This window comes from Algoriphagus locisalis, assembly GCF_900116615.1.
Taxonomy (GTDB): domain Bacteria; phylum Bacteroidota; class Bacteroidia; order Cytophagales; family Cyclobacteriaceae; genus Algoriphagus; species Algoriphagus locisalis.
In genome coordinates this window covers 1-25,964 of sequence record NZ_FPBF01000011.1, presented here as the reverse complement: position 1 = coordinate 25,964, position 25,964 = coordinate 1, and the positions used below count along the sequence as shown (strand labels likewise).

Below are 25,964 nucleotides of genomic sequence, written 5' to 3'. Positions count from 1 at the left end.
ATTAAAAAAAGTCAGTGCCCTCTGTGTCACACTCTGTGTCCATTGTGGTTCACAAAATAGGCTTTCAGAAAAAAATCCAAGCCTTGCGACCTGGATTATTTTATACTTTCGATTTTACACTTCAGTATTTCAAACCTTCTCTATCCAATCCACTCCCGTATCCTTCCAGGCTCTGGACTTGGCAGAATCCAGAACTGCTTCGCAAACTTTCTGCGTCTCAAATGCATCTCTGAATGTAGGATGGCATGCTGTTCCATCTTCTAAACTCTTGAAAAAATCCGCCACTTGGTGGATGAATGAATGTTCGTAACCAATGGAAGTCCCAGGAATCCACCAGCGGTCCATATAAGGATGGTCTCCATCTGTCACGTGAATTGATCTCCAGCCACGCACCTCACCTTCATCATCATGGTCAAAATATTCCAGCCTGGTCAAATCATGCAGATCCCAACGGATGGAGGCATGCTCACCATTAATCTCAAATGTATAAAGCGCCTTGTGTCCTCTGGCATAGCGAGTCGCCTCGAATAAGCCTAGAGACCCGTTATCAAAATGGCAATGGAACACACAGGCATCATCTATAGTCACTTCCTTCTTTTCACCTGTGCCTTGATGCACCCGCTCTTTGATGAAAGTCTCCGTCATGGCAGAGACATCCTTGATGCCACCATTGATCCACATGGCCGTATCTACGCAGTGCGCTAGCAAATCACCTGTAACGCCAGAACCTGCCGCATCGGCATCCAGCCTCCAAAGGGCATCTCCTCCCTGAGGCAAATCAGGACTAATGGTCCAATCTTGTAGGAAGTTTGCCCGATAATGGAAAATCTTACCCAGCTTACCTGAGGCTACGATTTTCTTGGCCAAAGTCACCGCAGGTACCCTACGGTAATTGTACCAAACCGTATTTTTCACTCCTGCCTTTTCTACCGCTTCCACCATTCCTTTGGCTTCTTCCACCGTTCTTGCCAATGGCTTTTCGCAGAGAATCATTTTCCCTGCTTCGGCAGCAGCAATAGCAATCTCAGCATGTGTATCATTTGGTGTGCAAATATCCACCGCATCGATATCATCCCGCTTCAGGAGCTCTCTCCACTCTGTCTCTACCGATTTGTACCCCCATTGATCCGCAAAAGCCTTCGCTTTTTCCTCTCTCCTGGAGCAGCAAGCTTGAAGCACTGGAACGTATTCGTATTCTGGAAAAAAGTCTGACAGTCTTTTATAGCCGTTGGTATGGATTCGGCCCATCAGTCCGGTACCGATGAGACCTATTCTTATTTGCTTTTTATCTTTCATTATCTGAGTTATTTATTATTCTAATTCACTTCTGAGTTCATTATTCTACATTCTGAATTCATCATTAATTAAAAACATCCTAAGGTTTAATTTTGAATGATGAATGCTAAATGTTGAATAAAGAAGTTTTAAGCCTTACCATCCATGTGCATTTCTCACCTTCACTAGCGCTGCAAGAATGTCATTCCAAGTTTGCTGGTCGTTCATGACTGCATTTGGGAACATACATCCATCCCAGCAAATGTGCTGGAAAGCTTTGGTCAACTCACCATTCTCATCGCGCAGCCAGTATCCGGCATCATGTGCGATATCCAACACGCCATTTGGATCAGTGGCCTGGCAGTGTCTTCCGGTCTTATCGTGAGATCCTGAACCGAAAACCGAACCATCATTTTGTGCGACGTGAAAGTCAATCGTCCATGGTCGAAGCGCATCGGTCACTGTTTTCAAGGCTGCTTTCACGGCTTCTCTGTCTTTTAGGTCTGCATCTGGCGCCAGAATTCTATGCTCAGGAGCATTGTAGCCCATGGTGTAAAGAAAAGTATGCGACATGTCTGCCTGAAAACCGATATTAGGTCGATCCACCTTCTCCAATAGCTCAACCATATATTTCCAGCTGTGCATCGCTCCCCAGCAGATTTCACCTTCGGTCGCAAGTTTTTCGCCATAGCCTGCAGCTACATCACAAGCTTCACGGAATGTCTCTGCAATGATTTTGGTGTTTCCTTTAGGATCCTTTGCCCAGTCTTCTACTCCAGCTGCGGAATCAATTCTGATTACACCATAAGGTCGAACACCAAGATCTTGTAACTGCTTCGAAAACTCACAAGCCTTGCGAACCATTTCAACAAAAGTCTTGCGCTGATCGGCTGTTCCCATCGCAGATCCCGCCCAAATCGGCGCTACTAAGGAGCCGGCTACCAGGTTATGTTTCTGAAGTTTCTCTGCGAGTATTTTCGTTTCGTCTGGATCATCTAGTTTGAAATGCGGCTCCAGCAAGCCTAGATCTACTCCATCAAATTTCACCCCATCAACTTCCGCCGCTGCGGTCATTGCCAATAGGGAATCAAATGGAATCACAGGTTCAGAATCTGCCCCTTTGCCGACGATTCCCGGCCAGGTAGCATTATGTAGTTTTGGGAAATTATTTTGACTCATGGTAATATGGGTTATTAGTTAGTTAAAAGATTGAAGTACAGGTGATCTAACTTCATTATTCAAAATTCATCATTCTACATTCTTTATTATTTTCTTTGATTGAAACCGCCAAGCACTCACATTTTATCTTGAAGATTAACACTAAATTGAAGATCGTAAATCAAAAATCATAAATCCGAATTCATTCCATCACCTTCAAATCCGGATTATCCGGTCCAAAATGTTTCAGCATTACGATAGGATCAGTTTTGGAGTGATTGGTGATTTTCACACCTGCTTGCGCAGCTTTCTCAGAGACAAAATACTCATCATGCGTCAGCTGTCCAAAGCGGATCAAAGCAGGAGTTTCTATGTCCCAATTATTCATTTTACCATATCCCTGCATCATGATCATACCGTAGGCTGCAGCATCGGTGATCATTACCGTTTGACCTGGGAAAACGGTTAATTCTTTCGCACTGTAATCATGAGAGCGGTAGCAAATCCATTTATCATCATATCCTTTAGCATTCATCTCTGCTCTATTTTCTACTGGAATTGGCTCCATGTAATGGTTGTCCATGATATTTGGATTGACATTCAAATCCCAATCGATCATCTCTACCAGTAATTCAAAATCTCCCCAGCGATCTTTCGGAGTTGCATTCCAAAGCAATTCATCCGGAATGATCGCCTCGTTTACCAAAGACTGATACATTGCAAAAATATCAGAAGCTTTCTGGGGCTCATAGGTACACAAAGAACCTGGAGCGTGAAGCATTCCTGGAGGCACATTCCATCCCGTACCGGGCTGAAGCTTAAATGCCTGAGAATAGTTGGTGATTTTATTGTCACCTTTATTGAAATTCTTCAGACACTCCAGAATAGTCTCTTTGGACGTCCCCGGAGCTATCCCAAAGAAAGTATATGGAAAATCTCCGCCGTGGTTATTGACCTGGGGAGGGAAGTAATACGCTTCCGGCTTACCGTTTTGCCCAGTCAATTTACCAAACTCATCACTCGGGTGGATGTGATGTGGTAGCGGCCCCATGTTGTCAAAAAACTTAGAGTACATAGGCCAAGACCTGTATTTGTCCCAAAGTCGGCCACCGATGATCTCTCCTCCCAATTCATCAATTGCATCCTTCAAAAGGAACAACTCGGTCTTGCCGCCATCTTCAAAAGCGACATGGCTTAGACCTTCATTCTTACTGGTCAGCGGGCCGTTCTCTGCAGGAGTGGTGGAAGAAAACCAGCGTTCATCTATACCTCCACGTTCTCCACCCAAGCTGTAATAATCGTCTGGATGCAATTTGATTCTTCGCCCCGGCACACAGAATGAGCGCGGCACCCAAGTCGGGGTTAATCTTAAAATTCCTTCTCCCTGTTCCAGGGCTTTTTTGGCTAAACTCATGGGTTTATTGATTTGAGATTTGAGATTTGATATTGATTGGAAAATTGAATGATTGAAGTATTTGAAAATTCTTAAATCCAGATCAATTTTTAATTGTTATCATTTTAAATTTTAAATTCCTTCACTTTCGCTCCTTTTAGTACTTCTAGCTTAATTTCGTAGGTCCTGCTTTCTCCAGGTTCCAGCAAAATCAACGTACCATCTTTCCTTGCAGCTGCTTGGCCAATTGGAGGATTAGTAGCAGGTTCAAGGGCGGTCACATATTCATTTTTGCCCCAGTGCTGCCAGTTGATCAGCCAGGGCAGTTGATTTCTGGAAAACGAAATACTAAGCCCTAACTCCAACCCATCATTCATAAAACCACAAGTGACCTGGTCATTTTCATCGGTTCCTGGATCAATAAAAGCTACATCCTCACCGAAAGCTGCATGCTCATCCAAAGGAGCTGCACACTTGGTGAAGTTGTGTTCCTTATTAAAATCAGAAAGCAAATGATCTGAATCTCTTTTTTGCACTTCTCCTCGCCACACTATTCTGGTGTCCTGGTCGATCAGTGGCCAACCGCAATTGATATGATAAAGTACCATATGAGGCGCTGGGGAATTTCCGCGATTGACAACCTCGTCTTTGATGTTGATTTCAGCAGATCCGATGGTGCCAGAAATAGTTCTTTTCAGCTCCAAACTTGGGCCGAAAGTTGTAGTCTCACGAATGATTCCTACAATTTCAAAATCCAGATCTCCAGAATAAATATCCGGTTGTTTGATGGAGAGCAGTTCCGCAGGAGTATTGCTGTAATTCCCATGCAACCCTCGACTTCCTGTTTCATCCTCATTTGGAGGCCCCATAGAAGAAATACCACAAGTGGTAAAAAGACCTCCACCGAAGGTGCGCAACCAATCTATTCCTTGGTTGGAAAAAGGTTGGGAGGCAACATGCCCAGCATTGCTTATCCAGGACAAACTATGCTCATTGTGAAAGGCATCCAGAATATCCATCCCTCTGTCTAATACAACTTTATATCGAAGACCCGCTCCGGTATTAATCCATGCTATGCGCGTGCCACGGCCTGCGCCGTTGTCAAGGATGGAAGTTTCTATTCCCCCAAGTTGGCGGAAATTGGATAATTTATGTTTCCAATTGGATGGATCGGATAGGTTCATTCTTGGGTTGTAAGACTAGTTTGTAATCTAAAAAAAAGGCCTCCAGAGACTGTCCTGCCGTATATGGGTTGAATCTAGAAGCTCGGGAATAAGTTATGGAACTTATAGGTGAGAAAGATGCCATTAATAAAAAAATGGCCCAAGTTTTTCAACAAGGCTAATTAATAGGTATGGTCCAAGTCTTCAGACCTGTCCGACGCCAGGCGGGGTTGGACCTAAAGTATTACAGTCTGTAATTGGTTCAAGTCTTCAGACTTGGACCTATAATATAGCAGTCTTCAGACTGCCTAATAACCGACAACTACTCAAAATTCACATCACTTTTAAGTAACTTAACATCAACACATCTATACTTTTAAAATGAGTAGAAAATATAAAATACGAGACCAAGAAAAGCTTTACTTTGTAACCTTCACAGTTGTAGAATGGATCGATTTATTTACCCGAATGTTCTGATAGAGACATTCTAATAGAATCCTTAAAATACTGCCAAAAAAATGAAGGGCGGGACTTATGTGCCTTTTGTATCATGTCAAGCCATATCCATTTGATCATTGGTAGAAATGGTGAACCGACGATTGAGGCAATTATTAGAGATTTCAAAAAGTTTACAGCAATCGAAATTCTCAAATCCATTCAAGGAAGTCCTGAAGAAAGCAGAAAAGACTTTTTACTTCATCACTTTAGCCAGGCCGGAGCTAGAAACCCAAATAATTCGACCTTTCAAATTTGGCAGCAACACAATCATCCAATTGAACTTAACTCAAATGATAAAATTTCTCGTTGCCTAAACTATATCCACCAAAACCCAGTAGTTGCAGGCATTGTGTGTTCTGCTGAGGAATATGTTTACAGCAGCGCATCCAACTATGCGGGGTTACCAGAAAAGTTAATTGAAGTGCTTTTAATTAAATAAATCAGCAAAGCTTGTTTCTAGTCTCCCTGGCTTGGGTCTAAAACAAATGCAGTCTTTAGACTGTCCTTTTGCAGTCGGGAGACTGCATTAAAATGAGTCCAAGCCCGCCTGAGGTCGGACAGGTCTGAAGACTTGAACTATAGCTGTATCGTTTAAAAAATGGCCCTTACTTTTCTGCAAGAGCCATTTCCTTATGAAAATTGAACTGTCAAACTACTGTTTCAACATCACATTTTTATACTGCACTTTCATCGGAGGACCTACGTGTACTTGCACCCCCAGGTAGCCCGCATCCATTCTGTTTTTAGGATCTTCATCGTGAACTTCTGACATCAGTTGTCCATTCACATAATGCTTGAGTACATTCCCTTTGGCTACGATATGGATACTGTTCCATTCTCCTGGTTTGATCAGGGCACCAAGTTTAGCACGGTCGCCGATTTCCTTTTCCAAATTGAGGCCTTTCCAGGCATTTCCCTCCACAAACTCACGAACTCCTACCCCATCAGGCTGTGGAGTGATTTTAGTCATCTGACCTCTGTAGGCCAAGGTAGCCCGCTTGCGCTCTTCGTAGTTTTGTCCTGTATAATTATTCTTCCCGTCAATATCAGCTTGATAGCCTTTAAGTGCATGCGGTACGTCCTCTACCATTTCACTTCGATAATTAATCCCTGAGTTTCCACTTTCAGAGATCTTAAACTCAGCTTTCAGCTCAAAGTCCCCTGGCTGTCCCCCTTGCCAAATCAGGAAAGTATTGGCTTTCAGCAAGGTCTCAGGTGTGATTTCACCTGTGATTGCTCCGTCTTTCACAGACCAATACACAGGATCTCCTTCCCAGCCATTTAAGGTTTTCCCATCAAAAATAGGCTCAAAATCAGCTTCTACAGCACTCATCGGCTCAGCTGTTGAAGTAGTATTTTCTGTTGGCTGCTGGCAGTTTACCAAGCCAACGACCATTATCGCTCCTAGTCCAAGTAATTCTACTCGCAGCCATTTAGATTTCAGTAGATTTTTCATTCTTCTGCTTGAGCTTTAGTTTGGTAAACTTCATGACTTGGATTACCTCCTGAAATCAGATAAGCCATCAAATCCTTCAATTCCTCTTCATTCAGTCTGTTGATCATACCTGGCATCATGATAGAGATCTTGGAATCTTTCACTAGAGTCACATTGCTTTTATCGACTTTGCGAAGCACGTCAGGAGAGAAAGGATTTTGCGAAACTGAATAGCTATTGTCGTCCTCATTTACGATTCTACCCATCACCGAACTTCCGTCTTTCAATTCCAAAACGCTAGCTACATATTGCTCCGAAATCTCATCACTTGGGTTAATCGTAGCCTCCAAGATATCCTTGGTAGAAAAACGTGTTCCTAATTGAGTTAAATCAGGTCCGATAATTCCTCCTTCACCTCCAAGGGTGTGACAGGATAAACACTGAGAAGCTGCAAACATCGCCTTTCCTTTCCCCAAATCTCTTCCACTCAAATCCGCCATCAAGGGCTCAGCCTCTTCCACTGTCCATCTTCTGCCCGGGCCTTCGGGTTGAATGCTTGTGTCCACTAGATCATTTCCGTTGCCTGTCAACATGGCTGCACCGGAAAGCTCATTGTATTTTTCAAAATCACTTTCTGCAACATGCTCAAGTGCCATTTTTCTGGCTCTGTCTATAAACCCAACATAACTACGACCTCCTTTGTACTTGAAGGCGTCCTGAATCCAAGTGAAATAATCCTCATGCAATTCTGGTGTCCATCCTGTTTCAGCCCCACCAAGAACGGTGGCCAAATACGTTTGCTGTGCAGGTGGCACATTTGCCAGCATATTTGCGATGTCCAATCCGTACTGTGGATTTCTCATAATCAAATCTGATGATGAGGTAAATGTCTTCTGGTAATCAGGATCGTCTTTCGCATTTTTGAGTAGTGCCAAAGTCTTCTCTACTGCATCCGGCGCATCCAGATACACTAGAAGTACAGCTAAAGCACGATCAAGATTATTGTTATTTGCTGGGTAATTAGCATCCAGATAAGCCACTAAATCAGTTTTCAAAGATCCAGTTGGCTCTCCCTGTCTAGCTAAAATCAACTCAAAAGCACGCAATAAATCCTGCTTCCCTTTTTCATCCAAGCTTTTGTAATCAATTCCCATCAAAGCCTGAATCATCGGTGCTCCAGTACCCTTTTCTGAATGTCTGGCCAAGGCAATCATAGCTTGAGTCAAAATAACCGGATCTTTTTCAGCCAAAGCCTTTGCTTTCCAAGAATCAATTGGTTGATGTTCTACTGCAATTCTAGCTGCATACTGAACAAATCTGTCTGAGTTATTCAAGTGCGACCAAGCCAATTCAAGACCTGAAGCCGGTGCGTCATCTACATGTAAAGCCTCCAATTCACGACGGGTTTTTGCCTCTGCAGGAAGATCTGCCATGGTCAACGTGCCTTCATTGCCATCGATGTCGCCTTCGTAGTAAACCCGATATAAATCTGACTCCAGCCTTCTTCCTCCAGTCATAAAGTACATTGCTCCATCAGGGCCTATGACCCCATCTGTCAGAGGCAGCGGAGAGCCAGAGATAAATTCTTCCGCCGTAGCTTCATATGTCCCACCATTTGGCGTCAAAGTCATGGAATAGATGATCCCAAAGCTCCAGTCAAAGGCAAAAAGAGAGTTTCTATATTTAGCAGGAAACTTGGCTCCCGTTCCAAACATAACATTGGTAGGTGAACCTTGACCTATATTTAAAGTGGCTGGTAAATTGTCAGGATAGTTAGGTGACCATTTCTGATTGCCTGTTCTCCAGCCATACTCACTTCCTGAAGTCACATGACAGATTCTAGTTGGACGGTACCAAGGCATTCCAAAGTCCCACTCCATATCTGAATCGTAGGTAAACAAATCACCTACTTCATTGAAGGCAATATCAAAAGGATTTCTATAGCCAGCCGAGATCAGTTCCCATTCTGTGCCTTCAGGGTCTATTTTAGCTACCCATCCTCCTGGAGCCATTCTGCTATTAGCATGCCCTCTAGGATCTTTGATTTCAGGAAAAAGGTTGTCCTCCTGCCAAACTTTAGGCAGTCTGTAGGCATCCATTTCTGGCACGTCCGTATGATTACCTGCTACGATATAAAGTGATTGCCCATCAGGTGAAAGTTTGATGCTATGTGGCCCGTGCTCACCAGGCTGACCTGTGAATCCTTTAATTTTGGTCACAGACTCATACTGATCATCCCCATCCAAATCCTGAATTCGGTACAGCCCCGTACTTTCTGCAAAGGTTTCATTTCCATTGTGATTCACCATCACATAGATACTGTTGAAAGCATAAAGCAGTCCTTGGGCATAGCCCATACCCACTTGAGGCTCCGCAACATTTCCGATGATCAATTTTTCCACTTTAGGCTCCCGAGATTCAGAACCTACAGGCGGAATTTCCAATCGGTAAAGGAAGCCGTATTGATCGGCTGTGATCAGTCGATTTTTATCATCAAAAGTCATTGCAACCCAAGACCCCTCATCCTTTTCTCCAGGACTAAGTAGATGTTCGGCCACAAAGCCTTCTGGGAGTTTAAGCTTATCTAGTTTGGGGTTGCCAGTCAGCTGTCTGGCTTGGGTTTCTTCCTCTTTATCCGCTGTACATGATACCGAAAAAAGTACCAGAGCTGATAAGAAAAATAGATTTCTCATGGAGTAATTGAGTTGCATAGGGCAAATGTTAATTGATAGCAGTATTTAGAAACATAAATTGGAAATTATTTATTCTATTGTAAAACCACTCATGAAATTAATGAATGTCTCGGGAATAAATCTCAGAACCCGAAAGCTAATACGGGCTATAGTTCAGCTTCGGATCGGTTCTACTTTGGTGAAAAGTAATTTTCTGGTGAGTTTATGACAAACACTACCTTTTTCTATCCTGCACCATCCTGTGAGCATGAAGTGTGCAATAACAGATAGCACAGGACGGTTAAAACAACATAAAACAAATTTTTTGATACTGATTTAGTACTGTATTACGATTTGAAAAAAAACCAAAACCTCAGTTTTCAAACACTAGGCAAAAGCCCTAAAAAAGATTGAATATACGAGGCTTTATCCCTATTATTAGATCCCTAATGCATATACCAAGAATATGATTCTACAAAAACCCATAAACCTCTTCCTCCTCGCTCTAATCGGAATGATTTCCTTTCAATGTACCCAGAAAGAAACCATCGAGTTAAAGAAAAATGCCAGAATCGCCCTGATTGGAAACAACTTGGGATCCAGAATGATGGATTATGGAAGTTTTGAGACTGAGATGCACCTCCGCTATCCTGAGAAAAATCTGTATATCAGAAATCTTTCCGATCCGGGAGATACGCCAGGTTTTAGACCTAGATCCGGCACTAATGACCCTTGGGCGTTTCCAGGAGCCGAAGCCTTTCAAACTGAATACGCCACGCCATCAGGAAGTGAAGGTCATTTGGAAAAGCCTGATGAATGGCTAAAAAGGCTTCAGACAGATATAGTTATTTCATTTTTTGGATACAATGAATCATTCCAGGGGGTGGATGGACTGGAAAACTACAAGGCTGAATTGGATGCTTTTATCAAACATACGCTGCGTCAGAAATATCACGACACACTTTCTCCCAAACTAGTCATCGTTTCCCCTATTGCTTTTGAAGATCTCTCGGAGAAAATAGATTTCCCGGACGGAAAAACCGAAAACGAAAACATCAATCTCTACACCGTAGCCATGCAGGAGATAGCAGAAAAGAATAAGGTGCTTTTTGTAGATGCTTTCACACCAAGCAAGCAATGGTATCTGGAAACCGAAGAAGACCTGACCATCGATGGTTCCCAACTCAATGAGGCTGGATACAAAAAACTAGCCGTGCTGCTTGCAGATGAGATTTTCGGTGAGCAAAAAGTCGCCAATGAAGCTAACCGCGAATTAGTTCAGGAAGCTGTTCAGGAAAAAAACTGGTTTTGGAGAAATGACTACAAAATCCCGAATGGTGTCCATGTATTCGGTAGAAGATATGATCCTTTTGGTCCGGACAATTACCCTTTTGAACTGGAGAAAATCCGACAGATGACTGCTATCCGTGACACGGCGATCTGGATGGCAAATCAGGGTGAACGAAAAGATCTTGCTGCAGCAGATGCAAAGACTAAAAAACTGCCTGAAGTAGAGACGAACTACAATCCAGAGAGAAACGGAAGCTTAGAATACCTCTATGGAGAGGAAGCACTTTCCAAGCTGAAAGTAGCCCCAGGCTATAAAATTGAACTCTTTGCTTCAGAAGAAGAATGGCCAAATCTGGCAAATCCAGTTCAGCTATCTTTCGATAACAAAGGACGGCTTTGGGTCGCGACTATGCCAAGCTACCCACATTACAAACCTGGAGATTCTCGCCCGGCCGATAAATTATTGATCTACGAAGACACAGACAATGACGGCAAAGCTGATAAGGAAACCGTATTCGCAGATGACCTCCATATCCCAGTTGGATTTGAACTGGCTGAAGAAGGCGTATATGTTTCTCAGGGAAATAACCTAGTCATCCTTTATGATGACAACAAGGACGACAAATACGACAGAAAAGAAATCCTACTAAGTGGCTTTGATGATCACGATACGCACCACGCGATTTCTGCGTTTACCACAGATGAATCTGGTGCAATTTATATGGCAGAGGGAGTTTTCCTTCACACCAATGTGGAAACTTCTTATGGTCCCGTTCGTGCAACAAACGGCGGATTTTACAGATATACGCCGAGCAGACATAAGCTCGAGCGAGTAGCTCAAGTCAGCATTCCAAATCCTTGGGGAATTGCCTTTGACGAATGGGGCCAGAACTTCTATGCAGAGACCTCAGGTCCAAATGTGAATTATATGATGCCAGCGTCCTTGCTTCCCCGATATGGAAATGCAAATAATAAAGGCAAAAACCTCATCCAGAGAGACCAACTTGTCCGGCCTACTTCCGGTTTGGAGTTTATTTCCAGCAGACATTTCCCTGAGGATGTGCAGGGAGACATGATCATCAATAATACCATTGGTTTTTTGGGAACCAAGCAACATCAGATGATCGATGAAGAAATCGGCTTTTCTACCAAATGGAGACAGGATTTACTTTCATCCACTGACCGAAACTTCCGCCCAGTGGACATGGAGATCGCACCAGACGGTTCACTATATGTAGTCGATTGGCACAATATCCTGATAGGCCACATGCAGCATAACGCCCGTGACCCGCTCAGAGATCATCAGCATGGCAGGATTTACAGAATCACCTATCCTTCCAGACCTTTGGTCACTCCTGCCAAAATCGATGGAGCGAACATACCTGAATTATTGGAAAATCTGAAACTCCCGGAATACAGAACCCGCTACAGAACTCGCCGGGAACTACGGGGAAGAGATCAGGAAGAGGTCTATGATGCTGTGGCTGCTTGGGCAAGCAAACTGGATAAAAACGATCCTAGATATGAGCACCACGCACTTGAAGCACTTTGGGTAAGTTGGGGCATTAACAAAGTCAACACTGATCTTTTGGAGCAACTGCTAAAAGCCAAAGACTACAGAGCCAGAGCAGCCGCTGTACGTGTACTTCGCTATACCGGGCATCAAGTTTCCAACCAACAGGAGTTGATGACCGAAGCTATCACAGACGAAAATGGACGGGTACGACTGGAAGCTATTGTAGCAGCATCTTGGATGCCGCGTGAAGCAGGGCTTGAAGTCCTTTCCGCAGGGGAAGAGACAGAAATGGAAGAGTGGATCAGTCCTGCCTATGAAGCGGCAGTTGCGCATATTTCAGGACTTTCTGTGAAAGAGAAGAAGGAAGAGGATATCAAATCTTCCTTGACAGGTTCGGATAGAGAGCTTTTTGTGCTTGGAAAAGAGATCTATGCACGAGAAGGTTTCTGTAGTACTTGTCACCAACCAGATGGTCAGGGACTCGCGGCCTCAGGTTTCCCTCCACTTGCAGGTACGCCTTGGGTCACCGGTAGTGAAGAGCGGCTAATCAAAATCGTGCTGAAAGGGATGATGGGGCCGATTACAGTTTTGGGAAAAGACTATCCTGGACAAGTACCAATGACGCCTTTCGAAGGTATGCTAGATGACTCCGAAGTAGCTGCGGTACTGACTTTCGTGAGAAATTCTTTCGGGAATTCCGCATCTGCCATTTCTCCTGACTTGGTGAAAAAGGTTCGGGAAGAAATCAAAGATCACGAAGGCTTTTATCAGCCAGCTGATTTGCTGAAAGCACATCCTATGGAGAGATAGGTTAGCGGATGTCGGATGTCGGATGTCGGATGGCGGATGGCGGATGGCGGATGGCGGATGGCGGATGGCGGATGTCGGATGTCGGATGTCGGATGTCGGATGTCGGATAAAAAAAAAGTTGGGTCAAAGGGATTGAGTTCCTTTTGACTCAAATATTTTTAACAGGTTTCGTTTACTTGCAAAAATTATTTAACGACTAGGTAATTTTTTAACTATCAACTACTGATTTCCATACAATCATTTATATTAGACCCGTCTATGTATAAATCTAGCTTATGAAAACCAACTTCATTATTGGACTTTGCCTTGTCTTTACTTTATTTTCCTGCACTGAAGAAGATCCCCTACCCTTTAATGAATTGCATGGAACATGGGTTCTTACCACAGAAGTAGAAGACCCTATTGTATCGGAAAATGTCAGCACACTTTTTTCTTATATTTCCGGATTTGTATTCTCTGCAGATAATTCCGGGTCAGTAGTTTTTACAAATAAATTGATTGAAGGACCAACAGAAACAAATCCCTCTCAAACAGTTAAAAGTATAACCACTGAAAATATTCCAATTACCTGGAATACTGACCAAAACAAGCTTATGGTGAAAGCAACCAGCACCGATGAAACCCTTGTTGAATACTCTTATTCTATTTCAGACAACACGCTAACTTTTCTGGATATGAAATTCCAAAAGCAGTAAATTCAGCACTTCGCCTCCACTTAGCCCACTACTGAAAACTGTGGCTGCGACTGACTACTTGATCACTGAATACTGCGACTGAAAACTCCGACTACCTACTGAACCTCAACTTCCGACTTCAAATACCTAGAAATCGCCCTTCCAAGTCTCCTAAACGTATCCTTAAAAACCTCCTCATTTTCCTCCAAAAGGGTCACTCGGAAACCTCTCAAATCTGAGCAAAAGGAAGAAATCGGCACTACGCAGATCTGCTCAGCTGCCAACAGGTTATACACAAATCGCTTGTCCATAGGCATATCCTTTTCCTTCAACCAGGAATCCAGCAAGGCTTTTAGATCCTCATCTTCAATCGGAAGAAACTGATCTTCTTTCAAAACCCCTTCATCAAAAACTATGGTGTTATAAAAAGCGCCTTGGGTCGGGTTAAATTTGATTCCTGGAATATCTCCTAAGATCTCCCGCATCCAATCACTACGCTTTCCGATCTGGGCATTTGCTTCTTCCCTGTATTTGAAATAAGCTGGATGCTTCATGATTTTTGGAATGGCCAACTGGGGCAAAATAGTAGAGCAAACTTCTATCATCTTGGCATTTTCCAGCGTCTGGCAAAGCTTCGAGAATTCCTTGGAAGATTCCCTATTGTAGAACTCCATCCAGCCACATCTAGATCCAGGCCATGGAAATTCTTTGGAAATTCCTTTTAGGGAAATAGCCGGTCTATCGCCAATCACCTCAGCCAACGGAACAGCCGTGATTCCATTGTAAGTAATATTCTGGTAGATCTCATCGGTGATCAAGAGCAGGTTGAATTCCTCCGCAATTTTCACAAAAGCCTCCAAAACCTCCCGAGGATATACCATCCCTGTAGGATTATCCGGATTGATAATCAAGATTCCAACGATGGAAGGATTGTACCGGACTTTCAGATACAAATCCTCCATATCAGGAAGCCATTGGTTGTCCGGATCAAGTTTGTAAGTGATTGGAGCGGCATTAGCATGTGCCGCTTCAGCAGAACTGTGCGTGCTATATGCCGGAGAAGGCCCAATGATTCGCGCCGTAGGAATCAGAAACTGATACAGTTTTGCGATAGCATCACCCAGGCCATTGAAGAACAAAATATCCTCGGCCGTGATCTGTGTCCCTCCTCTTTCGTTGTTTAGGTCAGCGAGAAACTGACGGGTTTCCAGCATCCCTTTTGAATCCGCATAACCGTAAGTCTTGTCGTCTTTCATCAGGTCAGCGATGATCTCCTTCATCCAATCAGGCACATGATTGCTCTTCTGGATAGGATCCCCGATATTCTCCCAGGTCATGGCATAGCCTAAGGCCTCCACTTGCCGTGCTTTCTTCACGATTCCACGAATTTCATAGGATAATTCTTCCGCTCCGGGTCTGAGGAGTAACTGTCTCATAGGGTTGATAGGCTGACTGCAAAATAATTTGGGTGTAAAGAAACAAAAAAGAGGAATGAAAGTAACCCCCAGCACCGAAATACTAAATTTTTCTATCGAGGTTCGGCTGTTCAGGATTTGTAATCCGAGTTTAGGGAAACCAGATCTTATATTGAAGGACTCAAATCTTTTAAGCTTCGAGATTACAAATCTCGAAGAGTAGAGGACAAACACCAAATATTATTTGCCTTTACTTTGTTACAAGATTTGATAAAAAACGCCCTGACTTTGTGACAAAAAGCAAATAAATTACCCTGACTTTGTTACAAAAATCAAGAACCTTTCTTAACCTTTTGTAGGTATGCACTTAATACAAATGTGATGGCTCCCACTACAAGGGCTAATGCCATAAGCCAACTTGGAACCGGAAAAAGATCCAAATACTTCGCCAACCCTAAAGCAATTATTAGGACGAAAGGCAAGCCATAGAGGCGTTCAATCGGTTTTTTACTCATTCTCTTAGGATTTGAATTATAGCACTGGAGGCTTACCTTTCTTATTCCGATACAGTCCCGCAATAAGTAAAACCGCCTGAGAGAGAACTATACACCCCATCGCTATAGCTGAAAAATTCGGATCGCCATCTGGCATAAATCCCTTTTGCCATATCGAAAACCCTCCTAAGCCAAGAGCCACAACAATTAATACCAGATGTGTAACCAAAATCCCTCTACTCATAACTTTTTGCTTTTCAACATGTATTGATCTCCTAATAAAATAAAAGCTGACAGAAAACCAAACCTATAGCTATCGAACTTTACTTACAAATTCTCAGCTGTTCAGGATTTGTAACCCTGAACCAAGCCCGTAGGGTTTCAAATCCGACTTAGTAAGAAATCAGAGCTAACGATGAAGATCTTCACCCTTCGGGAACAACCTTCGAGATTACAAATCTTGAAGAGCCGAAAAACTTAACTTGAATTCACCCATTCAGGCATCTAATTCGTACAAGCTTCAATCCCGATTTCTTTTGTATTAAAAGATACCGATCTAACTTTCCGGGATCGTCCACTAGATAAAACCTTCGCAAGTGATCCGTATTCTACTCTTCCTAGTTTTTGTATTCCTTATCGACTGGTATTCCTATCAGGCTTTCAAAACTGCTTTCCCTGAGCAAAACTGGATTAAGATTGTGTTTTGGGTCTTTTCTGTGTTCGTATACCTCTTTGTTGCCTATGGTTTCCTGACTTTTACCCGGGGAAATCTCAGCCTGAGCTTTGGAAGGATGATTTCCCTACTGGTGTTGTCTCTGATTCCAAAGCTCATCGTTCTGGGTTTTATGTTCGGAGAGGATATCCTGCGTGTATTTACCGGGATTTTTTATTCCGTCGCTGGCCACCGAGAAGGCGATTTCCTTCCAGACCGGAGAAAATTTATTAGCCAAGCAGCCTTGGTGCTTTCTACTATTCCCTTTTTAGGTATTCTTCACGGAGTGCTAATAGGCAAATACCGCTACCGGGTCATCAACCATACGCTGGAATTTGATGACCTACCCGCAGAGTTTGACGGATTTACCATCACCCAGATCTCAGATATACATAGCGGGAGTTTTGACAATAAAAAGAAACTGGAATACGGCATTGAGCTAATCAATCAGCAAAAATCAGATGTCATTTTGTTTACGGGAGACTTAGTCAACAACCAGGCGGAGGAAATGGAGCCTTGGATAGAGACATTCAAAAAGCTAGAGGCTCCCATGGGAAAGTATTCTATTTTGGGCAATCATGATTATGGAGATTATGTATCATGGCCCAGCAAGGAGGCCAAAGAAGCGAATATGCAGCGTCTTTATGATATTCAGCGGGAATTGGGATTCAAGCTTTTGCGAAATGAAAATATCAAAATCGAAAGACCTGGAGCAAGCATAGACCTGATTGGTGTGGAGAACTGGGGAAAAGGATTCGGGCAGTACGGAGACCTAAAGAAAGCTGCAGCAAACCTGAGCGATAAAAGCTTTAAAATTCTGATGAGCCACGATCCTTCCCATTTTGACGAACAGGTGAAAAATTTCTCCCAATTTATCCATCTCACCTTGAGTGGACATACCCATGGGATGCAGTTTGGGATCGAGATCCCCGGTTTTATCAAATGGAGTCCGGCCTCCCTTCGCTACCCGAAATGGGCAGGACTATACGAAGAACTGGGCCGATACTTACATGTGAACCGTGGATTTGGATTTTTGGCCTTTCCTGGCCGGGTTGGGATCTGGCCGGAGATTACGGTGATTAAGTTGAGGAGGAAGTAATAAAGCTATTCTCTTAGATTAACCTTCCTCTAATTTTTTCCAAAACCCCTGCTGGATACCCCATATCTCTCAACACGAAAACAGCATTGGTACTATCCAAAACCCCAGACCTGAGCTGGAAATCATATTGGTAAATTCCAGCCACATCCTGTCCAGTAAAGTAAAAAAACATAAAATCAGGTAGTCCATGCACCAGCTCCAAATCATGAGTTGTTGCTATCACTATAGAATTCTTTTGGGAAAGTTGTTTTAAGACTTCTGAAGAAATCACGAGTCTCTCCCGGCTATTGGTTCCTTTGAAAATCTCATCGATTAACAACAAGTTGAAACCTTGTCCATTTTCTAATGCAAGCATTTCTTTCATTGTCTCTGCCTCACTGTAGAAATAACTTTTGTCACTTTCCAGCTCATCAAAAGTCTGGATAGAAGAATGGATTTTCAGTTTAGGCAGTATCAGCTCCGAAGCAAAGGCACAATTAATTGTCTGGGCCAAGAGACAATTCAAACCTATAATTCTTAGGAAGGTGCTTTTCCCAGACATATTTGCGCCAGTTATTAGAACACCATTTTTATCAATGTGAATCGAATTTCGGATAGCGTCTGAAATCAAGGGATGAAACATTCCCTTACCATCAATTTGAAGCAAATCACTCTCTTTAGGTAATGTAATTGAAGAATCCGACTGTCTAAGTGTCTTAATCGATAGTGCAAAATCCAAGTAAGCAACGTACTCAAAATTAGCTTCAATCAAAGTTCGATTCTCTCGTATTTCTTTGAGCAGTGAGTAGTAGAGAATGGTTTCGATCAGAAAAGCAGCTTTGAGCAACTCAAAAATATACCCAGCCAATTCCGCTAATTCACTAAACCCTTTCATTCTTGGCTTAAGTACGGATGTCTTAAAAATGAGTGATCCTAACCTTTCGATTTCGGGCTGTTTGGCCAAGAAAACCTCTTGTTTCTTGGATTCTTTAAGAATAAGCTGCGAAATAGCTAACATTTCTCCTAGCTGGCCAAAACTGCTTGATTCAAGAGACACATTCTGTTTGCTCCAATAATGGACAAAGAAATTGCAGGTGATCACCAGTATCGCAGGAAAAACCATCCATTGCATGAAAAATGAAAAGATCACGCAAATAACAGAAAGTCCCGATAGGATGTAAAATAAGATGATATACCAGGGATTTTCAGGTGTCTCTCTTTGAAAAACATTACACAAGAAATAGGAACCATTCTTTGCCAAGCTTTCCAACTTACGATTCAAAAAGGATTCAAAACGTGGATTTTTCACAAATGTTTCAATCGTAGATTCTAGTCCTTCATCTACCAACGGCCCCTTTTTCACAAATCGAAGGGAAGCATACAGGTATTGCTCTCCGTATTTGGTAAGTGTATGATCTATTTTGTGAAACACCTCATTCATCCCTAAGTCATTCCAGAGCTTGGAAGAGATGTCTTGGAAGAACCCAGACTTAGCAGTTTGATTATAATACTTGCTTATTCTATCTAAATCCAGATCGACTGATTTCTTCATAAAACTCTAGGATGATTACCTTTTCAAAAACTATAGAGCTAAACTAAACCTATAAAAAATAAAAACCTTGTCCAAGCCTGATCAAAATTCTCAAAGGAACGTTACATTTTTTAACAAAACGAACAAGACAGGCATTTAGACTTGGTTAGAAAAGGTATCCCCAAGCCTAAAATCATTATATTTGATTAAACCCTTTCAATATGTTAACTAAAACATTGGTAAAAAAACAATTAGATAAACTTCCAGAGAAGTTTTCTTTAGACGACTTGGTAGAGCATTTAATTTTAGTTCAAAAATTAGAAACTGGGCTCAAAGATTCCGAGGAAGGTAAAGTGATTTCAGAAGAAGAACTGGATCAAGAAGTAAACAAATGGTTCGAGTAAATTGGACAGATCAAGCAGTTAACGATTTGAAAGAAATTGCTGAATACATTAGCAAGGACTCCAAACGCTATGCTAATATTCAAATCCAAAGAATAAGGCAGAGAACCCATATTCTGAAACAATATCAACTCGCTGGCCAAAAGCTAGAAATTTTCGGTGAGTTAAATATCCGACAACTTGTCGAGGGGAGTTATATAATCCTATATCGTAAAAAAGGAGATACTCATGTAGATATTTTGACCGTTCACCATTCAGCTAGGGATTTAAATCGAAGAACTCTACTTTTCTGAAATTGAACTAAAAAACCCTCAAAACCTTATTAATTCTGAGGGTTTAACTAGTAAATTTTCGCAAGAAATAAACCTCCGAAGTCTTCCCAACTCCGGAGGTTTTCTTTTAGACTGCTTCGTGCCTCGCCCGCTTGCAGGCGGACAGGCAGTGACGCAGAATATGCAAACTCAAAACTGCGACTGAATACTGATCACTGCCACTGCCACTGCCAACTTACTTCAAATTCTTATACCGAATCCGCTTCGGCTCCACATCGCCAAGACGCTTCTTCTTATTCTCTTCGTAGTCGGAGAAGTTACCTTCAAACCACACTACCTGAGAATCTCCTTCAAATGCCAGAATATGTGTACAGATTCTATCCAAGAACCATCTGTCGTGGGAAATGACTACTGCACATCCACCGAAGTTTTCCAAAGCTTCTTCCAGTGCTCGAAGCGTGTTCACGTCCAAATCGTTGGTAGGCTCATCCAATAACAGCAGGTTTCCTCCTTCCTTCAGCGTCAACGCCAAGTGAACCCGGTTACGCTCTCCACCGGAAAGTACGCCAACTTTTTTCTCCTGATCTCCTCCACCGAAGTTGAACTTTGAGACATAGGCTCTTGCATTCACTTCTTTATTGCCCAGCATCATCAGTTCATTTCCTTCGGAAATCGTCTGATAAACTGTTTTATTAGGATCCAAAGAATCATGGCCTTGATCTACATAAGCCAACTGTACCGTTTCTCCTACTTCGAAATTTCCAGCATCTGGCTTCTCTTGCCCTGTGATCAATTTGAAAAGCGTGGACTTACCCGCACCATTTGGACCGATCACTCCTACAATACCTCCTTGCGGCAAAGCAAAAGTCAGGTTTTCAAAAAGCAACTTGTCTCCAAAGGCTTTGGACACCCCATTCACTTCGATCACTTTCGCTCCCAAACGTGGCCCAGGAGGAATGAATAATTCCAGCTTGGCTTCTCTTTCTTTGGACTCTTCTCCCACCAATCGATCGTAGGCACTCAACCGAGCTTTACCTTTTGCCTGACGGGCTTTCGGAGTCATTCTGATCCACTCCAGCTCTCGCTCCAAGGTCTTCTGACGCTTGGACTCTGTCTTCTCCTCCTGCTTCAACCGATTTTGCTTCTGATCCAGCCAAGAAGAATAATTTCCTTTCCATGGAATACCTTCGCCACGATCCAGTTCAAGAATCCAACCGGCTACGTTATCCAAGAAATATCTATCGTGAGTTACCGCGATTACAGTTCCCTTGTAATTCTGCAAGTGTTGCTCCAGCCAGTGCACTGACTCAGCATCGAGGTGGTTGGTAGGCTCATCGAGCAAAAGCACATCCGGTTCCTGTAATAAAAGTCGGCAAAGTGCCACTCTTCTCTTTTCACCACCTGAAAGATTAGCGACGTTAGCATCGCTAGGAGGAAGTCTAAGGGCGTCCATTGCTTTATCCAGCATCACGTCAAGTTCCCATGCGTTAGCTGCATCAAGCTTCTCTTGGACTTCTCCTTGCTTCTCGATCAACTTATCCATAGCATCCGGATCTTCCATCAGAGCTGGATCCATGAATTTCTCATTGATCGCTTCAAATTCCTTTAGCAAAGCAACCGTTTCGGCTACTGCCTCCTCCACTACTTCTTTCACCGTCTTGGTAGGATCAAGTTTTGGCTCCTGCTCCAGCATTCCTACTGTGTAACCCGGTGACCAAACCACTTCACCTTGGAATTCCTTATCCATTCCGGCAATGATTTTCAACAATGAAGATTTACCCGATCCATTCAAACCTAGGACACCGATTTTGGCTCCATAAAAAAATGAGAGATAAATATCTTTGAGGACTTTTTTCTGTGGCGGATAAATTTTTGACACTCCTGCCATGGAAAAGATGATTTTTTCTGAACTCATGCGTTATATTTTTACTTAGAAATTGCACTTAAGAATCAAAGATGGCAAAAAAACCGCTTTCTTAGGATAAGTGCTTTTGAATTAATTAATTTGCGGAAATTCGAAAACCGCCACCTAACCTACTGTAGAGCAATGGAGCATCCGTATGGATATATCAAAAACGACAAAGTTTATTTGAAGGGATTTTTGGGGCAGGAAGATAGGGTAATCGGGGAAGTTAAAGAGGATGAAGCTTCTACGCTGAAGTATTTTGAGGATAGATTCGAACAACTCAAAGAAAAAGTAGCCAAACTCAAAAACGACATTCAGGAAAACCAGAACAAAGGGTCTTTCCTCATGAAACTTATTCACCTCAGAGAATCGCTCATGCAATCTGATGCACTGGGGGATTTTGAACCACTTATCAAAGAGCTTAGTGAGCAAGAAGATTACCTGAATGAAATCATACAGGTAAACCGCACCAAAAACCTAGAAGTCAAAAAGGCTTTAATTCAAGAAGCAGAAGAGAAAAAAGACGATACGGACTGGAAAGAAACCACCGAGTTTTACAAGGAATTGAAACTTCGCTGGATCAAAACCGGTCCTGTGGACAAGGAACATCAAGAAGAAATAGAAGGCAAGTTCAATGAGATCGTGCAGCATTTCTTCGAAAACAGAAGGCATTTCTTCGAAGGCTTGGCACTTCAGGCAGAAGAAAATATCAAAGTATATGAAGCGCTGGTAGTGCAAGCTAGAGAGGCGCATGATTTTCCGGATGCCAAGACTGCATTTGACATCTCCAAGAAAATCCAGCGCCAATGGAAAGAGGCAGGAAAAGTACCTGCGGAAAAACGCCAGCCGCTTTGGGATGAGTTTTCCAGATTGAACAACAGAATCTTCTCCAGATACAAAAGAACGCTGCAAACCGGCCCGCAAATGAACCCTCGGGAACTCATGCGGAAAGTAGAGACTTTAACAGAGGAGATTAAAGGACTTTCTTCCAAACCAACTTCCTACGAACTCATCGGCAGAGCCAAAGCAATACAGGAAGAATGGAGAAAGCTGCCACCACGTAAGCCAAGAGAAGCGAATTTGATCGTAAGATCATTCCAATTCTTCTCCGACATCGTATTTGAGAAAGCTTTCCTGGAAAAACTGGTGCATGGCAAATACCCTGATTTCGATGAAAAACCCGAATCTGAACAAATTCAGATAAAAACCGCTTTACTAAAGGATTTGCTTAAAAGAGATCAAACTGAGCTGGAAGCGGCACAAAACAATACGGAGAATTTCCGCGTACAGTCAGCTGATTTTGATATCATGATGAAGAAAAAATTATTTGCTGTGAAGAGGAAAGTTGACGTTAAAAATTATATTTTAAAACAACTTTCTTTTAAATAGTAAATACACAATTGAATATTTCAAAAAAAGAATAATTTTGCAACCCTTAAACTCCGGAACTCCTTTAAAATAAACATTATGTACTGGACACTCGAATTAGCATCCTATTTAGAGGACGCACCCTGGCCAGCCACCAAGGATGAATTAATTGATTATGCCATCCGATCCGGCGCACCAATGGAAGTAGTAGAAAATCTACAAGAATTAGAAGACGATGGCGAGCCTTATGAGACCATCGAAGAAATTTGGCCTGATTATCCGACCAAAGACGACTTCTTCTTCAACGAAGACGAATATTAATGGAAAGCCCTGAGTGATCGGGGCTTTTGTTATTTAGGTGCAGGCTATTATAGTTCAAGTCTAAATCTGGTTCAAGTCTTCAGACTTGGACCCACAATAATGAAGTCTCCTGACTTCTGTTTCAACAGCAAAACTCAGCAGTCTGAAGACTGCACTAAGAAAGGCACAAGTCCTGAGACTTGCGCCAGCCAACTAAAGCCTGGTTCAATTCTATTGACTTGGACCCACAATAATGAAGTCTCCTGACTTCCTATCCAATTTCACAACTTAGCAGTCTGAAGACCGCATTAAGAAAATTCAAGAGATTTGCGCCAACTATTGTATAAGAATCACATCAATCAATTTTTCTGGTAATCCTGCATAGTTGGAAGCACTGCTATAAACATAATCCTCTGCTGAATAAACCAATCCGGCGACCACTGGATTTTGGTGTATATAATTGAGGCATCTACTGATCCTTTCATTTGTATTTAGTTCAACAGGATGATTATGTTGCTGCCATAACTGAAAAGTAGTATTGTTTGAGTTCTTTGCCCCCGCTTTCCTAAAATGATCAAGCAAAAACTCCTTTCTGCTTTCATCTTGGCTTGTCTGGATGGATCTTAGTATTTCTGTCGCAGTAAACTTTTTGAAATCCCGGATAATTGACTCAATTGCATGTTCACTATTTCTCCCAATGATCAAATGAATATGGCTTGACATGATGCAAAACGCACATAACTCCAAGCCTTTATTGTTTTGGCAGTATTTTAAAGAATCTATCAGAATATCTCTGTAATCTTTTCGAGTAAAGAGATCGATCCATTCTACAATAGTAAAAGTCACGAAGTATAGTCTCTCCTGATCTCTGATTTTGTATTTTCTGCTCATTAAAAAATCATTTAACAACTAATAGTAAGATACTTAAAAGTGAAATGATTTTCATGGATTAGTTAAAATATCGAGTCAGGTTCAAGGTCTCATGACGGGTCTGGTTCAAGTCTTCAGACCTGTCCGACGCCAGGCGGGCTTGGACCCAAAATATCGCAGTCTTCAGACTGCCTTTCAGTGATCGCTGCCCTTTGTCAATAACTGCTGCATAAAACCCAATGTCAGATTCTGCATAGTGGTAGCATATATCGGAATGTAAAAGGCACAGCAGTCTGAAGACTGCATTTTCCCTGGCACAAGTCATGAGACTTTGCGCCAACTAAGGCCTAAATCTGGTCCAAGTCTATTGACTTGGACCCACAATAATGAAGTCTCCTGACTTCTATTTCAACAGCAAAACTTAGCAGCCTGAAGACTGCATTAAGAAAGGCACAAGTCCTGAGACTTGCGCCAATCAACCCAACCAACTATGGCCTGGTCCAAGTCTATTGACTTGGACCTACAATAATGAAGTCTCCTGACTTCTATTTCAACAGCAAAACTCAGCAGTCTGAAGACTGCATCAGAATAGGCACAAGTCATGAGACTCATATCTTTAAATTGAATCAAAAAAACAGGATAAAGGTGTAGCCAGACATTGAGACTAAGTACGGCACCGCCGATACTGTGCGCAAGGTATCACACCTTTATTCTTTCCTCTTCGAATCTGAATAGTACCTAAACATGAGGGTTTATATCTTTCAATGTTCCATACTATGAGTAAAGAACTAGGGGGATCTTGTTTTTTAAACCATCAAATTCTATGTTAAAATATTCTGTCGGACTGGATATTTCCAGCAAATCTATCAACGGCTGTTTATCCACTATAGATAACGGTCAAAAGGTCACGGTAAAAACCACCCACACGTTTGCCAATTCCAAAGCTGGTTTTAAATCCATGGATACTTGGATCCGAAAAAACTGGAAAGACCAAAGCATTCCTCTGGTGATCTGTATGGAAGCCACAGGCAATTACCATGAGTCTTGCTCTTTGTATCTGTTTGAGAAAGGCTATTCTGTTTCAGTGGTTTTGCCTAATAAAGCGAAGAACTACCTGAGATCGCTGGGAAACAAGTCTAAAAACGACAGTATAGATGCTAAGGGACTTGCCCAGATGGGAGCAGAACAATGCCTGTCTATCTGGTCTCCATTTGGAAGGTTTTTCTATGAATTACGATCCTTAACCAGACACCACCAGAGCCTGCAGGAACAAAAGACAAGTTCAAAAAACCAACTCCACGCCATCAAAAATGGCATGTATTCCTCAAAAGCTGTTGAAAAACAGTTGGAAAGCATGATCAAACTAATCGATAAGCAGCTCGAACAACTAGAGATAGCTATCAAGAATCTGCTCCAAACTGAAAAAGAAGTCTGGGAAAAGGTCTGCAACATCTGTATGATCAAAGGAGTAGGTGTATTGACAACTGCTATCCTGCTGGCCGAAACCAACGGCTTTGAACTGTTTGAAAATAGTAAGCAGCTGGTCAGCTATTCTGGATATGATGTCATCGAAAACCAGTCGGGAAAGCACAATGGAAAAACCAAAATCTCAAAAAAAGGCAATTCAAGAATCAGGCGGGCGATGTTCATGCCCGCATTCCAGGCTGTCACCTACCAAGTAAAACCTTTCTGCAACCTATTCGATCGTACCTTCGAAAAGCATGGCCTGAAAA

General features: G+C 42.4%; 20 protein-coding genes. 9 read left to right on the top strand and 11 right to left on the bottom strand.

Translation table 11 applies throughout. The annotated features are described in order from the left end of the window. Window positions 1-129: 129 nt before the first annotated feature. The 4 genes from BM386_RS22245 to BM386_RS22230 all read right to left on the bottom strand — a co-directional run bounded on the left by BM386_RS22245 (window position 130) and on the right by BM386_RS22230 (window position 5,010). A complete protein-coding gene (locus BM386_RS22245; RefSeq protein ID WP_091698210.1) occupies window positions 130-1,296 on the bottom strand; it encodes a Gfo/Idh/MocA family protein in 1,167 nt (388 codons plus the stop codon). A 135-nt stretch (window positions 1,297-1,431) separates the two neighbouring features. Next, the gene (locus BM386_RS22240; protein WP_091698208.1) at window positions 1,432-2,454 is read right to left on the bottom strand and encodes a sugar phosphate isomerase/epimerase family protein; all 1,023 of its coding nucleotides are present in this window, start codon (window positions 2,452-2,454) and stop codon (window positions 1,432-1,434) included. Window positions 2,455-2,635: 181 nt separating this feature from the next. Then, window positions 2,636-3,847: a cupin domain-containing protein gene (locus tag BM386_RS22235; RefSeq protein WP_091698207.1), complete on the bottom strand. Its 1,212-nt coding sequence runs from the start codon at window positions 3,845-3,847 to the stop codon at window positions 2,636-2,638. Between the two features lie 104 nt (window positions 3,848-3,951). After that, window positions 3,952-5,010, bottom strand: a complete 1,059-nt coding sequence (locus BM386_RS22230; protein WP_091698205.1) for an aldose 1-epimerase family protein — start codon at window positions 5,008-5,010, stop codon at window positions 3,952-3,954. Window positions 5,011-5,443: 433 nt separating this feature from the next. On the opposite strand from BM386_RS22230, the gene BM386_RS22225 reads away from it, so the two are divergent. Next, entirely contained in the window at window positions 5,444-5,926 is a 483-nt protein-coding gene (locus tag BM386_RS22225; protein ID WP_342029157.1) for a transposase, read from the top strand. Window positions 5,927-6,139: 213 nt separating this feature from the next. On the opposite strand, the gene BM386_RS22220 is transcribed toward BM386_RS22225, so the two are convergent. Both BM386_RS22220 and BM386_RS22215 read right to left on the bottom strand, forming a co-directional pair. Further along, on the bottom strand, window positions 6,140-6,943 hold the full coding sequence (locus tag BM386_RS22220; RefSeq protein ID WP_425285325.1) for a 3-keto-disaccharide hydrolase: 804 nt from the start codon (window positions 6,941-6,943) through the stop codon (window positions 6,140-6,142). Next, the gene (locus BM386_RS22215) at window positions 6,940-9,615 is read right to left on the bottom strand and encodes a c-type cytochrome (protein WP_244545598.1); all 2,676 of its coding nucleotides are present in this window, start codon (window positions 9,613-9,615) and stop codon (window positions 6,940-6,942) included. Before BM386_RS22215 ends, BM386_RS22220 begins: the two co-directional genes overlap by 4 nt. Before the next feature lie 445 nt (window positions 9,616-10,060). Between BM386_RS22215 and BM386_RS22210 the strand changes: the two genes are divergently transcribed. Then, window positions 10,061-13,210, top strand: coding sequence for a PVC-type heme-binding CxxCH protein (locus BM386_RS22210; RefSeq protein WP_091698202.1), 3,150 nt, complete (start codon window positions 10,061-10,063; stop codon window positions 13,208-13,210). Between the two features lie 275 nt (window positions 13,211-13,485). Then, a complete protein-coding gene (locus BM386_RS22205) occupies window positions 13,486-13,905 on the top strand; it encodes a lipocalin family protein (protein WP_091698200.1) in 420 nt (139 codons plus the stop codon). 95 nt (window positions 13,906-14,000) lie between these two features. Here the strand turns inward: BM386_RS22205 and BM386_RS22200 are convergent, their stop codons facing one another. Continuing rightward, window positions 14,001-15,320, bottom strand: a complete 1,320-nt coding sequence (locus tag BM386_RS22200; RefSeq protein WP_091698198.1) for a pyridoxal phosphate-dependent aminotransferase — start codon at window positions 15,318-15,320, stop codon at window positions 14,001-14,003. A 311-nt stretch (window positions 15,321-15,631) separates the two neighbouring features. Then, on the bottom strand, window positions 15,632-15,814 hold the full coding sequence (locus BM386_RS22195) for a hypothetical protein (protein WP_091698197.1): 183 nt from the start codon (window positions 15,812-15,814) through the stop codon (window positions 15,632-15,634). A gap of 575 nt (window positions 15,815-16,389) precedes the next feature. Here BM386_RS22195 and BM386_RS22185 point away from each other — a divergent pair. Further along, window positions 16,390-17,604, top strand: a complete 1,215-nt coding sequence (locus tag BM386_RS22185; protein WP_091698193.1) for a metallophosphoesterase — start codon at window positions 16,390-16,392, stop codon at window positions 17,602-17,604. A 13-nt stretch (window positions 17,605-17,617) separates the two neighbouring features. Here the strand turns inward: BM386_RS22185 and BM386_RS22180 are convergent, their stop codons facing one another. Further along, window positions 17,618-19,135: a MutS-related protein gene (locus BM386_RS22180; RefSeq protein WP_091698192.1), complete on the bottom strand. Its 1,518-nt coding sequence runs from the start codon at window positions 19,133-19,135 to the stop codon at window positions 17,618-17,620. A gap of 200 nt (window positions 19,136-19,335) precedes the next feature. Here BM386_RS22180 and BM386_RS22175 point away from each other — a divergent pair, with 200 nt between their 5' ends. Next, complete coding sequence (locus BM386_RS22175; RefSeq protein ID WP_091698190.1) at window positions 19,336-19,518, top strand: hypothetical protein; 183 nt, start codon at window positions 19,336-19,338, stop codon at window positions 19,516-19,518. Continuing rightward, window positions 19,506-19,808, top strand: coding sequence for a type II toxin-antitoxin system RelE/ParE family toxin (locus BM386_RS24185; RefSeq protein ID WP_091698189.1), 303 nt, complete (start codon window positions 19,506-19,508; stop codon window positions 19,806-19,808). The genes BM386_RS22175 and BM386_RS24185 overlap by 13 nt, the downstream gene beginning before the upstream one ends. A gap of 214 nt (window positions 19,809-20,022) precedes the next feature. Here the strand turns inward: BM386_RS24185 and ettA are convergent, their stop codons facing one another. After that, the gene (gene ettA / locus BM386_RS22165) at window positions 20,023-21,702 is read right to left on the bottom strand and encodes an energy-dependent translational throttle protein EttA (RefSeq protein ID WP_091698187.1); all 1,680 of its coding nucleotides are present in this window, start codon (window positions 21,700-21,702) and stop codon (window positions 20,023-20,025) included. Window positions 21,703-21,834: 132 nt separating this feature from the next. Here ettA and BM386_RS22160 point away from each other — a divergent pair, with 132 nt between their 5' ends. Together BM386_RS22160 and BM386_RS22155 are read left to right on the top strand one after the other, a co-directional pair. Beyond that, complete coding sequence (locus BM386_RS22160; RefSeq protein WP_091698186.1) at window positions 21,835-23,082, top strand: DUF349 domain-containing protein; 1,248 nt, start codon at window positions 21,835-21,837, stop codon at window positions 23,080-23,082. 78 nt (window positions 23,083-23,160) lie between these two features. Next, window positions 23,161-23,382 carry a DUF2795 domain-containing protein gene (locus BM386_RS22155; RefSeq protein ID WP_024284896.1) on the top strand — a complete coding sequence of 74 codons (222 nt, stop codon included), beginning with the start codon at window positions 23,161-23,163 and terminating at the stop codon, window positions 23,380-23,382. 315 nt (window positions 23,383-23,697) lie between these two features. On the opposite strand, the gene BM386_RS22150 is transcribed toward BM386_RS22155, so the two are convergent. Then, window positions 23,698-24,252 (bottom strand): REP-associated tyrosine transposase, encoded by a 555-nt coding sequence (locus BM386_RS22150; RefSeq protein WP_091698184.1) that lies wholly within the window; start codon window positions 24,250-24,252, stop codon window positions 23,698-23,700. Between the two features lie 802 nt (window positions 24,253-25,054). Between BM386_RS22150 and BM386_RS22145 the strand changes: the two genes are divergently transcribed. Next, on the top strand, window positions 25,055-25,964 hold a 910-nt coding region (locus BM386_RS22145; protein ID WP_091698182.1), incomplete at its 3' end, for an IS110 family RNA-guided transposase.